7 protein-coding genes are annotated in these 18,711 nt (G+C 72.0%); all 7 read left to right on the forward strand.

The genetic code is table 11. The features are described 5' to 3' along the window. The first annotated feature begins 3 nt into the window (after positions 1-3). The 7 genes from ACZ59A_RS25945 to ACZ59A_RS25975 all read left to right on the forward strand — a co-directional run bounded on the left by ACZ59A_RS25945 (position 4) and on the right by ACZ59A_RS25975 (position 18,711). On the forward strand, positions 4-1,062 hold the full coding sequence (locus ACZ59A_RS25945) for a FecCD family ABC transporter permease (protein ID WP_470962707.1): 1,059 nt from the start codon (positions 4-6) through the stop codon (positions 1,060-1,062). Then, positions 1,059-2,123 carry a FecCD family ABC transporter permease gene (locus ACZ59A_RS25950; protein WP_470962710.1) on the forward strand — a complete coding sequence of 355 codons (1,065 nt, stop codon included), beginning with the start codon at positions 1,059-1,061 and terminating at the stop codon, positions 2,121-2,123. Before ACZ59A_RS25945 ends, ACZ59A_RS25950 begins: the two co-directional genes overlap by 4 nt. 39 nt (positions 2,124-2,162) lie before the next feature. After that, the gene (locus tag ACZ59A_RS25955) at positions 2,163-3,062 is read left to right on the forward strand and encodes an ABC transporter ATP-binding protein (protein WP_470962713.1); all 900 of its coding nucleotides are present in this window, start codon (positions 2,163-2,165) and stop codon (positions 3,060-3,062) included. An 87-nt stretch (positions 3,063-3,149) separates the two neighbouring features. After that, positions 3,150-4,205, forward strand: a complete 1,056-nt coding sequence (locus ACZ59A_RS25960) for an iron-siderophore ABC transporter substrate-binding protein (RefSeq protein WP_470962716.1) — start codon at positions 3,150-3,152, stop codon at positions 4,203-4,205. Then, complete coding sequence (locus tag ACZ59A_RS25965; RefSeq protein WP_470962719.1) at positions 4,202-5,989, forward strand: ABC transporter ATP-binding protein; 1,788 nt, start codon at positions 4,202-4,204, stop codon at positions 5,987-5,989. Before ACZ59A_RS25960 ends, ACZ59A_RS25965 begins: the two co-directional genes overlap by 4 nt. 76 nt (positions 5,990-6,065) lie before the next feature. After that, the gene (locus ACZ59A_RS25970) at positions 6,066-17,024 is read left to right on the forward strand and encodes an amino acid adenylation domain-containing protein (protein WP_470962722.1); all 10,959 of its coding nucleotides are present in this window, start codon (positions 6,066-6,068) and stop codon (positions 17,022-17,024) included. After that, positions 17,011-18,711: an ABC transporter ATP-binding protein gene (locus tag ACZ59A_RS25975; protein WP_470962725.1), complete on the forward strand. Its 1,701-nt coding sequence runs from the start codon at positions 17,011-17,013 to the stop codon at positions 18,709-18,711. The genes ACZ59A_RS25970 and ACZ59A_RS25975 overlap by 14 nt, the downstream gene beginning before the upstream one ends.

Below are 18,711 nucleotides of genomic sequence, written 5' to 3' on the forward strand. Positions count from 1 at the left end.
GACATGGGCACAACTGCGATCGAGCGCCCCGTATCCGGGGGCGTGACGGAGGCCCGTCGGCGGCGGGGTGTGGGGCTGGGCGCGCTCGTGGTGGTCCTTGTGGCCATGGGGGCGGTGTCGTTGGCCGTCGGTGCGCGCGCGTTGAGCCCCGCCGAGGTGTGGCACGGGCTGTTCGCCGGGCCGGACGCCGACCAGCGGCTCACCGAGATCAGGCTCATCGTGCGGACCGTGCGGGTGCCCCGGACGGTGCTCGCCATCGTGGCGGGCATCGCCCTGGGGGTCGGCGGGGCACTGATCCAGGGGTACACGCGGAACCCGATCGCCGACACGGGCCTGCTGGGGGTGAACGCCGGCGCCTCGTTCGCCGTGGTGTCGGTGATCGCCGTGTTCGGGTTCGCCGATCCGTTCCAGTACGTCTGGTTCGCCTTCCTGGGGGCGGCGGTCGCCGGGGTCGTGGTGTTCGGGCTGGCGAGCATCGGCCGGGGCGCGGGCAATCCGTTGACGCTCGCCCTGGCCGGTCAGGGGATCACGGTGTTCCTGGCGGCGATGACCACGGCGGTCGCGCTGTCGGACCAGAAGTCGCTGAACGCGCTGCGGTTCTGGAACGCGGGCTCCGTGGCCGGTGTCGGATTCGACGTCATCTGGCCGGTGGCCGCGTTCATCGCGGTCGGGCTGGTGCTGGCCCTGATCACGCTGCCCGCCCTCAACCTGCTCAGCCTGGGGGACGACGTGGCGCGGGGGCTGGGCGTGAACATCGCGCTGAACCGGACCCTCGGCATCGTCGCCATCACCCTGCTGGCGGGCGCGGCGACGGCGGCGTGCGGCCCCATCGCGTTCCTCGGGCTCATGGTGGCTCATGTGGCCCGGTATCTGACCGGGCCGGACTATCGCTGGCTGGTGCCGTACGCGGCGCTCCTCGGCGCCGTCGTCCTCCTGGTCTGCGACATCGTGGGCCGTTTGGTGGTGCGGCCGGGGGAGTTGGACGCGGGTGTGGTCGTGGCGCTGCTGGGCGCCCCGTTCTTCGCGGCACTGGTGTGGCGCGGAAAGTTCAAGGACACATGAGCGGAACAGAGATGAAGCGACCGGTGGTCGCGCCGGGCGTGCGGCTCGGCCAGGTGTCGTTCGTGTGGCGGCCGTGGCTCGTATGCGTCACGCTGCTGCTCGCGGCGGCGACCTTCCTGGTGTTCTGCCTGTCCATCGGCGTCGGGGAGTTCCCCATCGGCCTGTCCCGGGTGATCGCCACGATCCTCGGCGGGGGTGAGCGGGTCGACCAGTTCGTGATCATGGACCTGCGGCTGCCGCGCGCCCTGGCCGGGCTCGTCGTGGGGATCGCGCTGGGGGTGTCCGGGGCGATTACGCAGTCGGTGGCGCGCAATCCGCTGGCCAGCCCGGACATCCTGGGGATCACCGGGGGCGCCGGAGCGGTCTCGGTGTTCCTGGTGACGGTGTCGGGCGGGGCGGCCGCGGCGGTCACCGATGCCGTGGGCCTGTCCGTGGCGGCGCTCGCGGGCGGCCTCGGCACGGGGCTGCTGGTGTACTTCCTGGCGTGGCGGCGCGGCATCGACGGCTTCCGGCTCATCCTCATCGGCATCTCGGTGAGCGCCGTGATGGAGGCGATCACGACATGGCTGCTGGTCACGGCCGACATCAAGGACGTGGCGCAGGCCCAGGCGTGGCTGGTCGGCTCGCTGGACAACCGGTCGTGGGGCGAGGTCCGGATGGGCGTGTGGTGCACGCTCGTCCTGCTGGTCGTCGTGGCCTGTGCCGCGTTCCAGTTCAAGCCGCTGCACTTGGGCGACGAGGTCGCCGCGGGCCTGGGCGTCCGGTACTCGGCGGTGCGGGCCGTCATGCTGCTGTGCGCGGTGCTGCTGGCCGGTGTGGCGGTCAGCGTGGCGGGCCCCGTACTGTTCGTCGCCCTGGTGGCGCCGCAGGTGGCGATGCGTCTGGGCAGGTGCCCGACGCCGCCGATGGCGGCCTCTGGCCTGGTGGGCGCGCTGCTGCTGATCGGTGCGGATCTGGTCGCGCGCACGGCACTGCCGATCGCGCTCCCGGTCGGCGTGGTCACCGCCGCGATCGGCGGCCCCTTCCTCGTCTATCTGCTGGTGCGGGCGAACCTCAGGTAGATGGCAAGACATTGGGCAATCCTGAATACAGGGGGACGTGTGAGCACCGAGTGCGTCACGGAGACCGACACCGAGACCGGCACCGAGAGCGAGTCCGGGCACCATGGCGTCGCCCGGCTGGCGGCCAGGGGCATCACGGTCGGGTACGGCGGACGGAACGTCATCGACGGCCTGGACGTGGCGATCCCGCCGGGCGTGATCACCACGATCATCGGTCCCAACGGCTGTGGGAAGTCCACGCTGCTGCGCACCCTGACCCGGCTGCTCAAGCCGGCCAGGGGGACCGTCGTGCTGGACGGTGAGGACATCGACAAGCTCAGGACCAGGGACGTGGCGAAGAAGCTGGGTCTGCTGCCGCAGGCGCCGGTCGCGCCGGAGGGGCTGACGGTGTCCGACCTGGTCGCCAGGGGCCGCCATCCGCACCAGAGCTGGCTGCGGCAGTGGTCGTCCGACGACGCCGGTGTCGTGGAGCGCGCGCTGGCCATGACCGGGGTGGCGGATCTGGCCGACCGCCCGGTCGACTCGCTGTCCGGTGGGCAGCGTCAGCGCGTATGGATCTCGATGACCCTGGCCCAGGGCACCGATCTGCTGCTCCTCGACGAGCCGACCACGTACCTGGATCTGGCGCACGCGATCGACGTGCTCGACCTGGTGGACGACCTGCACGAGTCGGGCTGCACCGTGGTCATGGTGCTGCACGACCTCAATCTGGCCACGCGGTACAGCGACAACCTCATCGTGATGCGGGAGGGTTCGATCCTGGCGCAGGGCCATCCGCGTGACGTGATCACCGCCGAGCTGCTCGACGAGGCGTTCGGGCTGCGCGCCGCGGTCGTCGACGACCCGGTGGGGGACCGGCCGCTGATCGTGCCGATCGGCCGCACCCACGTCCGGCCCGACGGGTCCCGGGCAGGTCACGGCCAAGAAATATCCAAGTAAGGCTAGGCTAGCCTCACTTGTGCGGGATAAAGTTTGCCTGCCCTGAGATTGGGGCGTAGCGGACAGTGCGACAGCAAGGGAATCCGGATGCTCCTCCATAGAACGACGCGTATGACGCCCTGGCGGCGGTTAGCGGCGGCTCTCTCCGCCGCGGCCCTCGGCGTCGGCCTCCTCGCGGGATGCGGTTCCGACTCGTCGGACGAGACGAGCGACGACGCCCCGGCCGCCGCCTCCGGCGCGTTCCCGGCCACCGTGGAGCACGCGTTCGGATCCACGAAGATCGCCGAGGCGCCCAAGCGGGTCGTCTCCCTCGGCTACACGGACGATCAGGCCATGCTGGCGCTCGGCGTCAAGCCGGTCGGCATGGTCGACCAGTACCCGAACCCGGCGGGCAAGAAGCCCGACATCAACACCCAGTGGCCCTGGGTGAAGGACAAGTGGGGTGACACCCGGCCCGAGGTCGTCATGAAGAACGGCGACGCCGGACCCGACTACGAGAAGATCGCCTCCCTGCGGCCGGACCTGATCGTGGCGGTCTACTCCGAGATCGACAAGGCCGCCTACGACAAGCTCTCCAAGATCGCCCCGACCGTGGGCCGCACCAAGGGCGAGAAGGAGCCGTTCAGCGCCCCCTGGCAGGACAACGCCGTGCAGATCGCCAAGGCGCTGGGCAAGGAGGACGAGGGCACCAAGCTGGTGCAGGGCATTCAGGACAAGCTCGGCGCGGCCAAGAAGGCGCATCCGAAGTTCGCGGACCAGACCGCCGTCGCACTGTCCTGGTACAAGAACTCGGTGGCGCCGTTCACCTCCACCGATGTGCGCGGACGGCTGGTGACGGGCATCGGCTTCACCTATCAGACCAAGGTCGACAAGGTCGCGGACGGAAAGTTCTTCACCGTCCTCTCCCCGGAGCGGGTCGACCTGGTCGACGCCGACCGCATCTTCGTCATCAACGACAAGGCGGACCAGCAGGCGTTGAAGAAGTTCAAGCTGTTCACCAACCTGGACGCCGTGAAGAAGGGCAACGTGTCGTACCTGCTGGACAGTGAGGGCCCGGCCGTCGGCGCCGCCATGTCCCAGAGCACGCTGCTGTCCCTGCCGTACGCGATCGACCAGCTCGTCAAGTCGGCCGGTCAGGTGTGAGCGTCACCGACACGCGCGCCGCCCCGGCCACCCTGCGCACGGCCACCGGACGCGTGGCCACCCGATGGGTCACGGCGCACTGCCGCGCGGTGCCCTGGCTGACGGCCGCCACCGTGCTCACCACGGTGGCCGGGGCGGCGCTCCAGGTGCTCCCGGTGCTGCTGCTCGGCCGGGTGGTCGACGGGGTTGCCGAGGGCGAACCGCGCTCGGCCCTGGTCACCATCGGGGTACTGATGGGAGCCGCCGCGCTGCTCGGCGCGGCGGCCACCGCGGTGTCGACCTATCTGATCGGGCGGCTGGGCGCGGATCTGCTCGCGCGGCTGCGGGAAGGCGCCGTCCGCGCGGTGCTGGGGATGCCGAGCGCACGGATCGAGCAGGTCGGCCGGGGGGACGTGCTGTCCCGGGTCGGCGACGATGTGGCCGTCCTGTCCAAGGGCATCAGGACAGCCGTCCCCACGGTGTTCTCGGCGGGCGTGCTGGTCCTCATCGCCACGGTCGGCATGTTCGGACTGGACTGGCGGCTCGGCCTGGCGGGCGCGGGCGCGCTGCCCGCGTACGCGCTGGCCCTGCGCTGGTACCTCCCCCGGTCCGCCCCGCTCTACCAGAAGCAGCGGGTGGCCCAGGCCGACCGGGCGCAGGCGCTGATCAGCGGCCTGAACGGGATCGACACGGTCCGGGCGTACCGCCTGGAGGGCGCCTTCCGGGAAGAGGTCACCCGTGAGTCGTGGCGGGTGCGCGACTTCGGCATCGAGGTGTTCCGGTTCTTCGGCCGGTTCGTCGGCAGGGAGAACCGCGCCGAGTTCATCGGGCTGACCCTGATCCTCGTCGTGGGATACGCCCTGTTGGAGGCCGACGCCGCCACCCTCGGCGACGTGTCGTCGGCCCCGCTGATGTTCCACCGGCTGTTCACCCCGCTGGGCTCCATCATGTTCACCTTCGACGAGGCGCAGAAGTCGGGCGCAAGCCTGACCCGGCTGGTCGGGGTGCTGGGGGAGGCCGCGGAGGACCGGCTGGTGGGCGACGCGGCCGTCGCCCCGGCGGACGCCGCGCCGCACCCGGTGACGGTGAAGGGGCTGACGTACCGCTATCCCGACGCCGAGGATCCGGTCCTTCAGGACGTCAGCCTGACGATCCCGGCCGGTGGTTCGCTCGCGCTGGTGGGCGCGACGGGCGCGGGCAAGACGACTCTGGCCGCGCTGATCGCGGGCATCGGGACCCCGCAGGCCGGGTCGGTGCACATCGGGCCGACCGACCTCGCCGGTCTGGACGAGGCCGGGGCGCGGGCCCTGGTGAGCATCCTGACGCAGGACACGCACGTGTTCTCCGGGCCGCTCGCCGACGACCTGCGGCTGGCCGCGCCGGAGGCGACCGACGCCGAGCTGAGGGACGCGCTGCGCACGGTGGGCGCCGAGGAGTGGGCGGACGCGCTGCCCGACGGGCTGAACACCATGGTCGGCGAAGGCGGCGAGCGTCTGGACGTCACCAAGGTCGCCCAGATCGCCCTGGCCCGGCTGGTGCTGGGCCGGGCGCCGGTGGTGGTGCTCGACGAGTCGACCGCGGAGGCGGGCAGCGAGGGCGCCGCCGAACTGGAGCGGGCCGTCCTGGCCGCGTGCGCGGGCCGGACCACGCTGTTCGTGGCGCACCGGCTGACCCAGGCGATGGCGGCCGACCGGATCGCCGTGCTGGACGCGGGGCGCGTGGTCGAGCAGGGAACGCACGAGGAACTGGTGGCTCTGGGCGGCCGGTACGCGCGACTGTGGCGGGCCTGGCGAGAAGGCAGCTAGGCATCCCGGATGCACAGCCCAGGCCCCCTGATGTCAGGCGAGGTCTTCATGACGTGGAAGGAATGCTGAGTCTTCGATGATGGAACCGAGTGCTCGTCGCGTACTGCTTTCTCCCACGCGCGCTGCCGACGTACGACGGCGAACCGGTGACTTCTCCGACCGGACCATCGCCGAAGCGTGCGCCATCGGGCTGTCGTACTGGGCGACGGGCCTGAGCCCCGACGGCATCGACCTCACCCCCGCCACCCTGTTCGCCGACGTCCTCGGCTGGGTCGACAACGGCGGGGCGGGGCCGGGCGGTTGGGAGGTCGGCGCGGACGACCGCGGCATCGCCCTCCCGGAAGGCGTCGTCACCGCCGACGCTCAGTTGGCGCTGGACGACCTGGCCGACTTCCCGGACCGTCCCCTCGGCACCATCGGCCCGTCCAGCGTGGCGGCGAGGCTGGAGACCCTGGCCGAGTGGAACGACACCCACGCCGACCGGGTCCGCCCGACCATCGTGGAGATGTTCCGCGAGCAGGCGCGGACCCGGCCGGACGCCGTCGCCATCGTCGATGAGCACCGATCGCTGACCTACGCCCAAGCAGCCGAACTGTCCGCCCAGTTGGCGCACCATCTGCTCGACCGCGGGCTGACATCCGAGCAGGTCATCGGTATCTCCCTCGGCCGCTGCGCCGACATGGTGATCGGGCTGCTCGGCGTGCTCCAGGCGGGGTGCGCGTTCGTTCCGCTCGATCCGCGGTGGCCCGCCGCGCGCCGCGCCGTCGTCATCGACGATGCCCGGGTCGTGGCGCAGCTCAACGACTCGGGCGAGCACGTTCCGGGGGAACCGGAGGCCGTGGCCGTCGACCTCGGCGACTGGCGCTACGGCTCGTACCCCGCGCAGGACACCGGGGTCGCCGTCCCCGGGGACGCCCTGGCGTACGTGATCTTCACGTCCGGTTCCACCGGGCGGCCGAAGGGCGCGATGATCCGGCACGAGGCGATCAGCGAGCGCCTGCTGTGGCAGAGCAACGAGATCCTGGGCTTCGGCCACGACGACGCGTCCCTGTTCAAGGCGCCGCTGTCCTTCGACATCTCCATCAACGAGATCTTCCTGCCGCTGGTGCGCGGCGGCAGGCTGGTGGTCCTGCGGCCCGGTGGCGAACGCGACCCGCACCATCTCCTGAGCGTGATCGCCGAGCAGCGCGTCACCTTCACCTATCTGGTGTCGTCCATGCTGGACGTCCTGCTGGAGATCGCGGGCGACTCCGGACGGCTGGACAGCCTGCGGCACGTCTGGTGCGGCGGCGAGGTGCTGACCCCGGAGCTGTACGAGCGGTTCCGCACCCGGCTCGACATCCCGCTGTACCACGGCTACGGCCCGGCCGAGACGACGATCGGCGTCTCGCACGTCATCTACCGGGGCGCGGCGGAACGCCTGTCGACATCAATCGGCAAGGCCAACCCCAACACCCAGCTCTATGTGCTGGACGACGAACTGCGCCCGGTCCCGGTCGGGGTCGGCGGCGAGCTGTACGCGGGAGGGTTCCTCCTCGGGCGCGGGTACATCAACGCCCCCGGCCTCACGGCCTCCCGGTTCGTGGCGAACCCCTTCGCGGGGGACGGCTCCCGGCTCTACCGGACCGGTGACCTCGCGCGGTTCGCCCCGGACGGGTCGCTGGACTTCCTCGGCCGGGCCGACAACCAGATCAAGATCCGCGGCATGCGGCTGGAGATCGAGGACGTCGAGGTCGGTCTCGCGGAGCACCCCCGGGTACGGCACACCTGCGTCGTCGCGAAGAAGAACGCGGCGGGCGGCACCTATCTGGTGGGGTACGTGATCCCGGCCGCCGGGAGCGAGGAGCTGCGCGCGGACGAGGTCAAGGAGTGGGCCGCCGCGCACATGGTGGAGTACATGGTGCCCGCCCACCTCGTCGTGATGAAGGAGTTCCCGCTCACCGCGAACGGCAAGCTCGACCGCCGCGCACTGCCGGAACCCGTCGTCGGCAGGGGCTCGCTCCTTCCGCCCGCCACCGAGAACGAGCGCGTGCTGTGCGCGGCGGTCGCGAAGGTGCTGCGGCTGGACGAGGTCGGTGTCGACCAGGACTTCTTCCAGCTCGGCGGGGACAGCCTGCTGGCGATCTCGCTGCTGGGCGCGGTGCGCGACGCGGGCCTGCACCTCACGGCGCGGCACATCTTCGGCAACAGCACCGTGGGGGCGCTGGCGGCGGTGGCGACCGTCGAGGACACCGCCACCGTGGACCACGGCGATGTCGCGACCGGTTCCGCCGTGGAATCGCCCATCGTGCGGTGGCTCGGCGAGACCACGGACGCGATTCGTGGCTTCGTGCAGTCGGTCGTGCTGAACACCCCGGCGGACCTGACCGCCGACGCCCTCGACGCGATCCTCACCGCCCTGGTCCGGCGGCACGACATGCTGCGCGCCAGGCTGGTGCGCGGCGACCGCTGGAGTTTCGACATCCCGGAGGCGGACCGGGCGGTCGCGTCGTGGCGGGAGAGCGACCGGCCGCTGGAGGAGTGCGTCGCGCTCGCCACCGACGGGCTGGACCCGGCGGGCGGTGTGATGCTGCGTGCCGTCCTGCGGCGCGAGGCGCGGCAGCTGGTGGTGGTCGTCCACCATGTGGTGATCGACGGCGTGTCCTGGCGTGTCCTGATGGACGACCTGGTCACGGCGGGAGGGCAGTTCGCCGCGGGCGAGCCGATCGCGCTGCCCCCGGTGGGCACGTCGTTCCGGCGCTGGACGCAGCTGCTGGGGCAGACTGCGTTCGACGCGGACCGCGCCCACTACCGGCGTCCCCTGCCGGGAGCGGACGCACCCGTGGGCAGGCGCGCGCTGTCGGTAGCCGACACCGTCGCGCGGGAGCGGGTGCGGACCGTATCGGCCGGTTCCGAGGTCACGGCCGCGCTGCTGGGCGAGATTCCCGCGAAATTCCACGCGGGTGTGAACGACGTGCTGCTGACCGCGCTCGCCGTCACCCTCGCCCGATGGCGCCGCGATCTCGGACAGGATCAGACGTTCGCGCACATCGAACTGGAGGGCCACGGCCGCGAAGGGCGGTTTGTGGCGGACGCCGCCGGTTTCGAGCCGGAGCTGTCGCGGACCGTGGGCTGGTTCACCACCCTGTTCCCGGTGACCGTGGACCCCGGCGCGGCAGCCGACTTCACCGCACCGGAGTATCTGGCCACCGCGCTCAAAGCGGTCAAGGAAGACCTCGCCCGGGTGCCGGGAAACGGCGTTTCCTACGGTGCCCTGCGGTATCTGCACGACACCGCTTTCGACGCGCCCGCACCGCAGGTGTTGTTCAACTACCTGGGCCGCTTCGAGGCGGGCGCGTCCGGGGACTGGCAACTCGCGGAATCCACCGGGCAGTTGGGCGAGAAGCGCGATCCGGGGATGCGCCTGCCGCGCGCCCTGGAGTTCAACGCGATCACCGAACCCGCCGCGACCGGCGCCTACGAACTCGTCACCGCCATCTCCTGGCCGGACGGGATGTTCACCGACGAGGACATCGCGACGCTCGGCGCGTACTACCAGGAGGCCCTGGCCGGGCTGGCCGCGCTCGACCGGGGCGGCCACTCGCCCAGTGACTTCGCCCCGGTGCCGCTGACGCAGGCCGATGTCGATGCCCTGGACGGCCCGGCGCTGCGCGACATCCTGCCGTTGACCCCGCTGCAGGAGGGCCTGTACTTCCACTCGGTCTTCGACGACGACTCGGCGGGCGCCTACGTCGAGCAGCAGCTGCTCACCCTGGACGGCGAGGTGGACGCCGACCGGCTCGCGGCGGCGGCCACCCGGTTGCTCACCCTCTACCCGAACCTGGCCGCGCGGTTCACGGCGCTGGCCGACGGCCGGGTGGTCTCGGTGCTGGAGAGCGGCGTGGAGGCGCCCTTCACCACGCTGGACCGCCCCGGCATCACCGACGACGAGATCCGCGCCCTGGCCGAGCGCGACCGCCGCGCCGGGTTCGACCTGGCCACCGGCCCGCTGATGCGCTGCACCCTCATCCGTGGGGGCCCCGGCCGGAACGTCCTGGTGCAGACCGTGCACCACATCATCGCCGACGGCTGGTCGGTGCCGCCGATGCTCCGTGCGCTGCTGGCCGAGTACCACACGCCGGGGACCGGCTACCCGCTCGGCGGCTTCCCCGACTACGTACGGCGGCTCGCGAGACGCGACGACGACGAGAGCGACCGGGTGTGGCGCGATCAGCTCGCCGCCCTGCCCGGCCCCTCGCTGGTCGCCGAGGGCCACACCCCGTCCGACCGGTTCGCCGAGACCGCCGTGGAGCCGGAGGACGACATCGACGCGGCCGTCCGCTCGGCCGGTGTGCCGCTGAGCGTGGCCGTGCACAGCGCCTGGGCGGTGACGCTGGGCGGCATCCTGCACGGCCATGATGTGGTGTTCGGCTCCACGGTGTCCGGGCGGGACGCGGACGTGCCCGGCATCGAGGACATGGTGGGGCTGTTCATCAACACGATCCCCGTGCGCGCCCGGTGGGCCGGTGCCACCACGGCCCGCGATCTGCTCGCCTCGGTGCGGGAACACCAGAGCGCGGTGCTGCCGCACCAGCATGTCTCCCTGGCCAGGATCGGCCGCCAGGCCGGTGCGACGGGCACGCTGTTCGACACCCTGGTGGTGTTCGACGTGGCGACCGACGTGGACGGGCTGCGACGGCCCGGCGACACGCTGGTCATCACCGACATGGTCAACGAGGGCGCGCCGCACTACCCGTTGACGCTGGTGGTCGAGCGCGCGCTCGACGGCCGTCCGCGCTTCAACCTGATCTACGACGGCGAACTGCTGCGGGAGGCGACCGCCCGGGCGATCCTGCACACGTTCACCCGGGCCCTCACCGGCCTGCTCACCCGCCCGGACGCCCCGGTCGACGCCCTGACTCCGGAGGATGCCCGGGGGAGCGCGGCGCCGGTCGCCCCGACCACCCTGGGCGGGCTGTTCGACGCCGCCGCGCGCCGCGACCCGGCCGCCACCGCCGTCACCCAGTGCCGCCTCGACGGCGGCACCCGCTCCCTCACCTACGGCGAACTGGCCGCCGCGAAGGACGAGCTGGCCTCGGCCCTGCGCGCCGCCGGGACCGGGCCGGGCAAGCGGGTCGCCGTGGCCGTCCCGCGCTCCGTCGAGCAGGTGGTCGCCCTGGTCGCGATCGTCAGCGCGGGCGGCGCGTACGTACCGCTGGACCTGGCGTACCCGGACGAACGGCTGGAGTACATCCTCGCCGACGCCGCTCCGCAGGTCGTCCTCGTCGAGCGCGAAGAGCGCGAGCGCTTCACGCGGCTGCTGGCCCGGGCGGGGGTGCGGGCCCGCGTGCTGGTACAGGGGGACGAGTCGCCATCTGCATCCAACGAGCCCTTTGTCACTGCGAGTTGGCACGACCCCGCGTACGTGATCTACACCTCCGGATCGACCGGCAGGCCCAAGGGCGTCGTCGTCCCGCACTCCAGCGTGGTGTCGCTGCTCGCGCACACCCGCCCCGACATGGACTTCGGCCCGCACGACGTATGGGTCCAGTTCCACTCCTTCTCCTTCGACTTCGCGGTCTGGGAGCTGTGGGGCGCGCTGGCGCACGGTGGCGAGCTGCTGGTGCCGGAGTACGGGCTGACCCGCTCGCCGGTCGACTTCCACCGGCTGGTCCGCGAGCGCGGAGTGACCGTGCTCAACCAGACCCCGTCGGCGTTCTACCAGTTCATCGAGGCCGACCGGCATGCCGACGAGCCGTTGCCCGCGCTGCGCCGGATCATCTTCGGCGGCGAGGCGCTGGACCTCGGGCGGCTGCGCGGCTGGGTCGAGCGGCATGGCACCGGATCGCCGGAGCTGGTCAACATGTACGGCATCACCGAGACCACCGTCCATGTCACCCACCGGGTGCTGACCGACGAGGACTTCCGCACCGGCGGCGACGTCAGCCCGATCGGCGGTCCGATTCCCGGCCTGGTCACCTATCTGCTGGATGACCGCCTCCGGCCCGTGCCGCCGGGCCGGGTGGGCGCCATCTATGTGGCGGGCGATCAGGTGTCGCTCGGCTACCTGGGCAGGCCGGGACTCACCGCGGGCCGGTTCGTGGCGAACCCGTTCGCGGGCGACGGCTCCCGCATGTACCACACCGGCGACCTCGCCGTCCGTACCCTCGACGGCGAGCTGGAGTTCACCGGCCGCGCCGACGACCAGGTGCAACTGAAGGGTTTCCGGATCGAGCTGGGCGAGGTGGAGGCCGCGCTCAGGGAACTCGACGGGGTGGTCGATGTGGCCGTCACCGTCGCGGACAGCGGCGACCACCTGGTCGCGCACGTCGTGGGCCGGGTGCCCGCCGATGTCACCGCCCTGCTGTCCGCGAAGCTGCCGGTGCACATGGTGCCGGGCCGGGTGCTGCCGGTCGATGTCCTGCCGCTGACGGTCAACGGCAAGCTGGACCGCAAGGCCCTGACCGAACGCGCCCGAACGGGCGCGGGGCTGTATCCGAATGCGGCTCCGCCGCGGGGCGCGACCAGCCACGACGCACTCGCGGACGAAGACGCCGCGGTGGCCGCACTGCCCCTGCTCGTCGACATCTTCGCCGAAAGCCTGCCTGGCTCCGCCGTGGACGCTGACACCGACTTCTTCCGCGCCGGAGGCGACAGCATCGTCGCCATCACCGTCATCAACCGGGCCAGGGCCCTCGGCCTGCCGATCGTGCCACGGGACGTGTTCCTGTTCCGGACACCGCGCGCACTCGCCGAGCACCTGGGGGCGCGCACACCGCGGGTCGCCCTCGCGCCCGCCCGCCGCGAGGACGGCCCGCTGACGCCGACACCGATCATCCTGCGCCAGCGGGAACTGGGCGGATCGCTCGCCCGGTTCGCCCAGGCCAGAATGGTGGTGGCCCCCGAGGGCACCGGATTCGCCGACGTCGGGCGCGCCGTGAACGCCGTCGTGGCCGCGCATCCGGCCCTCCGGCTGCGGCTGCGCGTCGAGCACGGGGTGTGGGCGCTGCGCACCGAGCCCGCCCGCGAGGTCACCGTCGTGACGACGGACACCACCGACGTGACGGCCGTGGCGAACGAGGCCGCCGGGCGGCTCGATCCCGAGTCGGGGGACGTGGCCGGGTTCTCGTGGCGGGAGGCGAGCCGGACCCTGGTGGTCACCGTGCACCACCTCGCCGTCGACGCGGTGTCCTGGCTGATCCTGCTGGACGACCTGGCCGCCGCCCTGCGCGGGGAGGCCCTGGCGCCGCCGACCACGTCGTACGCCGAGTACGCCGAAGCGCTGACCCTCCAGTCGGCCCAGGTCATCGACGGCCTCGGCCACTGGGTCACCACCCTCCAGGCCCCCGGACTGCTGCCTGACATCGGGGAGTCGCGCGAAACCACTGTCGTGCTCGACCCCGAGGTGAGCGACCGCGTGACGCGTACCGCGCCCGCGGCTCTCGGCGTCGGTCTCACCGAGCTGCTGTGCGGCGCGCTGCGCACCGCGCTGACCCACATCCAGCCCTCGCCCACCGACCTCGCGGTCGAGCTGGAGCGGCACGGCCGGGTCCCGGCGCTCGAACACCACGACTACACCCGCACGGTCGGCTGGTTCACCTCCATCGCGCCCGTACGGCTCACCGCGCACACCGACCCCGTCGCGGCGGCGTACGAGGTGGCCGAACGCCAGCCGGACGAGCGCGGACACGTCGCCTACGGGCAGCTCAGATACCTCAACCCGCAGACGGCCCCGCTGCTGGGCGCCCGCCCGCAGGTGCTGTTCAACTACCTCGGCCGGGGCGGTGAGTCCCAGGCCCTGCGCCTCACCGGTGGCGATCAGGGCAGTCCGTACGCCGTCGAGGTCAACGCCTGGACCGACGCGGCGTCGGGAAGCCTGCACGCCGACTTCACCCTCGCCGAGGGCATCCCGGACGAGATCACCGAGCACTGGCGGCGCGCGCTGGAACACCTCGCGGACGCCGCCATGACGGCCGAGCGCACGGCCCCGGTCACCCCGCTCCAGCGGGGCCTGTACTTCCAGGCCCAGCTGGCGGGCTCGGCTGGACACTACGTGGCGCAGAGCTGGTTCACCTTCGACCGGCGCCTGGACACCGACGCGCTGGCCGAGGCGATGGCGCAGGTGATCGCGCGGCACCCGGTCGTGGGCGCCGGATTCGCCACCGACGACGACGGAAACCCGGTCCAGGTCCTGGGGGCGGGCCGCCGGGTCGCTGTCCGTACGGTCGCTCTCGCCACGGACGCGGACGTCGACGCCCTGCGCGCCCGGGACCGCGACACCGGGTTCGATCCGGCGGAGCCGCCGCTGATCCGGCTGACCGTGGTGCGGCTGCCCGACGACCGCGACGGGCTGCTGTTCAGCTACCACCTGCTGCTGTGGGACGGCTGGTCCCGCGAGATCGTGCTGCGGGACCTGTTCGCCGCCTACCGGGCCGTCCTCGCGGGCGAGTCGACCACACCGGTCCCGGCCACGCCGAGCTTCGAGGACCACGCCCGGGCGCTCGACGCCAGGGACTCCGCCGTATCGGAGCGCTTCTGGGCGGAACACCTGACCGGCCTCCCCGGCCCGACGCTGCTCGCCGGACCGGCGCCGTCCCTCACCGACGGCCTCCCGGCCACTCTCGTGCACACGCTGTCCGCCGAGCGTTCGGACCTGCTGCGGGAAGCGGCCAGGGCACACGGTGTCACGCTGAACTCGGTGCTGACCGGCGCGTTCGGCCTCCTGCTGGGCGCCCATACGGGCCGTAGCGACGCCGTGTTCGGCGTGACCGTCTCCGGCCGGGAGGGCGAGGGGCTGGACGGCATCGTCGGCGTGCTCCTCAACACCGTGCCCCTGTGGACGCGGGCCCGGCCGGACGACACGGTCGGCGCGTATCTGTCGGCCATCCAGACGGCCAGGGTCGAGGCGATGGAGCACGAGCACCTCGGGCTCGGCGAGATCCAGCGGGCCAGCGGGCACGACACCCTGTTCGACAACCTGTTCGTGCTCCAGAACTTCCTGGACATGGACGCGTTCGCCGAGATGAACGCCACGCACGGCATCACCTCGGTGACGGCCGACGACTCCACCCACTACCCGTTCACCTGGGTCGTCACGCCCGGCGACCGGCTCACGGTCAAGCTGGAGTACCGCGACGAGGACGCCGACAACGCCCGCCGTCTCCTCGGCGACTATCTGCGGGTGCTCGAAGACCTGGCCCGGTCGACCGGGCCGGTCGGCGCGCTGCCCGGCCTCGGACCGGATCCCGAGCCGACCGAGCGCACGGACATCGGCACGGACACTGTGGTCGACCGGTTCGACCGGGCGGCGGACCGCGACCCGCGGCGGGTGGCGCTCGTCGCCCACGGCTCGGCCATGACCTTCGCCCAGCTGCGGGACCGCAGCCGCGCCGTGGCCGGTGTGCTCGCCCGGCGCGGCCTCGGCCCCGAGACGACCGTGGGCCTCGCGATCCCGCGCTCCCTCGACTCGATCGTGGCGCTGTTCGCCGTGCTGCGCGTCGGCGCCGCGTACGTGCCGCTGGAGCTGGACCATCCGGACGAGCGGATCGCCGCGATCGTCGCGGACGCCCGCCCGGACGTGATCCTCACCGTGAGCGCCGTGTCGCCCCGGCTGACCGGCGACCTGATCGAGCTGGACCGCCCGCTGCCCGAGGCCGAGCCGTATCGGACGTTCGCACCGGACGACCCGGACCGGCTGCGCCACCCCGCGTACACCATCTACACCTCCGGATCGACGGGGAAGCCCAAGGGCGTGGTGACCGAGTACGCCGGGCTCACCAACATGCTGATCAACCACCAGCGCCGGATCTTCGAACCGGTGCTGGCCGAGCACGGCCACCGGATCTTCCGGATCGCGCACACCGTGTCGTTCGCCTTCGACATGTCGTGGGAGGAGCTGCTGTGGCTCGCCGACGGCCACGAAGTGCACATCTGCGACGAGGAGTTGCGCCGCGACGCGCCCCGGCTGGTCGAGTACTGCCTCGAGCACGGGATCGACGTCATCAACGTGACCCCGACCTACGCACAGCAGCTGGTGGCCGAGGGCCTGCTCGACAACCCGGCCGGGCGGCCCGCGCTGGTGCTGCTGGGCGGCGAGGCCGTCACCCCGGCCCTGTGGCAGCGGCTCGCCGAGACCGAGGGCACGGTCGGCTACAACCTCTACGGACCCACCGAGTACACCATCAACACCCTCGGCGTCGGCACCTTCGAATGCCAGGACCCGGTGGTGGGCGTGGCGATCGACAACACCGACGTCCATGTCCTGGATCCCTGGCTGCGGCCGCTGCCCGACGGGGTCCCCGGCGAGCTGTACGTGGCGGGCATCGGCATCGCACGCGGCTATCTCGGCCAGCCCGCCCAGACCGCGCATCGCTTCGTGGCGTGCCCGTTCGGCGCACCCGGCGAGCGCATGTACCGCACCGGGGACCTGGTGATCCGTCGGCCCGACGGCAACCTGATGTACCTGGGCCGCACCGACCAGCAGGTCAAGATCCGGGGGCACCGGGTCGAACTGGGCGAGGTCGAGGCCGTGTTCGCGGCACACCCGGCGGTGCGGTTCGTCGCCGCGGTCGCCCAGCCCGACCCGCAGGTCGACGGGGCGTACCGGCTGGCCGCCTATCTGGTGCTGGAGGACGCCGAGTTGGCAACGGTCGCCGCCGACGTGGGCGCCGGACTGCCGGACTTCCTGCGCCCGACGCACTACGCCCAGGTCGACAGCATCCCGCTGACGGTGAACGGGAAGGCCGACACCAAGGCCCTGCCGGAGGCCAAGCCGCTGGGCGCGCTGACCACGGCGGGGGAGCGGGGGCCCGCGACGGAGACCGAGACCGTGGTGTGCGAGTTCTTCGCCGAGGCACTGGATCTGGACGACGACGAGGTGAGCGCGGTGAGCGACTTCGTGTCCCTCGGAGGACACTCCATGCTGGCGGTGCGGCTGATCGGCCTGCTCCGCCGCGAGTACGGTCCTGTGGTCACGATCCGAGACCTGTTCACCCTGCGAACCCCGGAAGCGATTGCCCGCCACCTCGATGACCGAGCCCGCCATGACAACTCTTGACATGCAGCGGCCCCGACCGGGGTCCCACATCCTCCGTACCGCGTTGCGCCGCAACATCGGCGCCATGACCTGGGGCACCGTCCTCATGGGCCTGTACCAGGCCGGTGAGACGGCCTTCCCCATCGCGCTCGGCCTGATCGTCGAGCACACGATGCGGGACCGGAGCCTCGGCGCGCTCGGCCTGTCGATCGCCGCGCTGGCGGTGATCATCACGACGGTGTCGCTGTCGTGGCGGTTCGGGATGCGCATCCTGCAGAAGGCCAACACGACCGAGGCACACCACTGGCGGGTGAAGGTCGCCGCCTGTGGACTCCAGCCGGTGGCCAGGGAGGTGGACCTCAAGTCCGGCGAGGTGCTCACCATCGCCACCGAGGACGCCGACCAGACCGCCGACATCATCGAGGTGGTGCCGCTGCTGATCAGCTCCATGGTCTCGGTGCTGGTCGCGGCGGTCGCGCTGGGCCTGGCCGACATCCGCCTCGGCCTGCTGGTGATCGTGGGCACCGTCGCGATCCTGTCGGTCTTGAGCGTGCTGTCCAGGCGGATCGGCTCCAGCACCCAGGAACAGCAGGCCCGGGTGGCGCGGGCGGGCGCGAAGGTCGCCGACCTGATCACCGGGCTGCGCCCGCTGCACGGCTTCGGCGGCAACCACGCGGCGTTCCGGTCCTACCGCGAGGTCAGCACGGAGGCGAAGCACCAGGCGATCACGGTCGCCAAGGTGAACGGCGTGTACGCGGGCACCGCGCTGGCCCTCAACGCGGTCCTCGCCGCGGCCGTGACCCTGACGGCGGGCTCGCTGGCGTGGAGCGGCCGGATCAACATCGGGGAACTCGTCATGGCCGTGGGGCTGGCGCAGTTCATCATGGAACCGCTCAAGCTGTTCTCGGAGATGCCGAAGTACGTGATGATGGCGCGCGCGTCGGCCGAGCGGATGGCGCTGGTGCTGGCCGCGCCGCCGATGACGACCCCCGGGCCGGGGCACCCGGCCGCGGGCGGCGACCTCGCGATCGACGGCGTCCGGTACGGCACCCTGCGCGGGCTGAAGTTCCAGGTGGCCGCGGGCGAGTTCGTGGCGATCGCCGCCTACCAGCCGCGCGCGGCGGCCGACCTGGCGTCTCTCCTCGCCGTGAACGTCCCGCCCGAGGCGTACGAAGGCGTGGTGCGGGTCGGCGGGGAGGAGCTCGCGGACCTGTCGATCGAGGCGGTTCGCGCGTATCTGCTGGTGAACCCGTACGACGGGGAGATCTTCGCGGGCACCCTCCGTACGAACATCGACCCGTCGGGCACCAGCCGGATGGTGCCGGAGGCCGTCGAGGCGTCCATGCTGACCGATGTGGTCGCCCTCCACCGTGAGGGGCTCGACTACGGTGTCCGCGACCGCGGTGCGAACCTCTCCGGGGGGCAGCGCCAACGGCTGTCCCTGGCCCGGGCCCTCGCCGCCGACACCGAAGTGCTCGTTCTGCACGACCCGACGACGGCCGTCGACGCGGTCACCGAGCAGCTCATCGCGCGCAACGTCGCGAAGGTGCGCCGGGGCCGTACCACCATCGTCATCACCAGCAGCCCGGCCCTGCTGGACGCCGCCGACCGTGTCCTCGTCCTGGACGACGGCGTCATCACCGCCGAGGACACCCACCGCCGCCTCCTCGCCACCGACGAGGGCTACTGCGCGGCGGTGGCGAGGTGA

The sequence above is a fragment of the Streptomyces sp. NPDC040405 genome (assembly GCF_055595765.1).

Coding starts and splice junctions, on each gene's coding strand:
- ACZ59A_RS25975 (WP_470962725.1), top strand. CDS start 17,011: ATGACAACTCTTGACATGCAGCGGCCCCGACCGGGGTCCCACATCCTC.
- ACZ59A_RS25950 (WP_470962710.1), top strand. CDS start 1,059: ATGAGCGGAACAGAGATGAAGCGACCGGTGGTCGCGCCGGGCGTGCGG.
- ACZ59A_RS25970 (WP_470962722.1), top strand. CDS start 6,066: ATGATGGAACCGAGTGCTCGTCGCGTACTGCTTTCTCCCACGCGCGCT.
- ACZ59A_RS25945 (WP_470962707.1), top strand. CDS start 4: ATGGGCACAACTGCGATCGAGCGCCCCGTATCCGGGGGCGTGACGGAG.
- ACZ59A_RS25960 (WP_470962716.1), top strand. CDS start 3,150: ATGCTCCTCCATAGAACGACGCGTATGACGCCCTGGCGGCGGTTAGCG.